Consider the following 233-nt stretch of genomic DNA (forward strand, 5'->3'; position numbering starts at 1 on the left):
TCCTAATTGACGTTCACACCCACTTTGTTTTGCTAAATGGAGCAGTTTTACCATGTAATAGCTCGCTTCATCCGCTAAAAGATGAGTATTAACGTATTCCCAAATAGCTTTGTAATTGTCGCTTGGGAGTAAGTCGTCACGTAGTTGTGAGTAGCGAAATGCCAATGGTTTTTTAACCAATGCGTCAATAACATGCAAGTAACTAATATTGCGTGCACGGCACCCTTTAGAAG

Annotated in this window: 1 pseudogene; it reads right to left on the reverse strand. The window is 40.3% G+C overall.

Going from position 1 to position 233, the window contains the following annotated elements:
• Window positions 1-233, reverse strand: a pseudogene (locus AAEY98_RS22705) (IS21 family transposase); the annotation flags it as partial.

The organism is Shewanella sp. AC91-MNA-CIBAN-0169 (assembly GCF_040310165.1).
Lineage (GTDB): Bacteria > Pseudomonadota > Gammaproteobacteria > Enterobacterales > Shewanellaceae > Shewanella.